This window comes from Streptomyces barringtoniae, assembly GCF_020819595.1.
Classification (GTDB): domain Bacteria; phylum Actinomycetota; class Actinomycetes; order Streptomycetales; family Streptomycetaceae; genus Streptomyces; species Streptomyces barringtoniae.
On sequence record NZ_JAJHNP010000128.1, the window covers coordinates 1 to 319 of the forward strand.

Below are 319 nucleotides of genomic sequence, written 5' to 3' on the forward strand. Positions count from 1 at the left end.
GGTGATGGCGATCCGTCATGGTGTGCTGCCGGCGACGTTGCATGTGGACGAGCCGACGCCGGACGTCGACTGGTCGGCGGGTACGGTGCGACTGCTGACCGGGGCTCGTGAGTGGCCGGAGACCGGTCGGCCGCGCCGGGCCGCGGTCTCGGCCTTCGGTGTGAGCGGCACGAACGCGCACACGATCATCGAGCAGGCACCCACGGTCGATGACACGCCGGTGCGTGCGGCTGCGCTGCCGGTGGTGCCGTGGGTGTTGTCGGGTCGGACCGAGGACGCGCTGCGGGCTCAGGCGCGGCGGTTGCTCGACCGTGTCGCT

1 protein-coding gene is annotated in these 319 nt (G+C 72.1%); it reads left to right on the plus strand.

All coding sequences use genetic code 11. The features are described 5' to 3' along the window. The coding region (locus LMU33_RS41030; RefSeq protein ID WP_228627232.1) for a ketoacyl-synthetase C-terminal extension domain-containing protein at positions 1-319 on the plus strand (319 nt) is incomplete at both ends.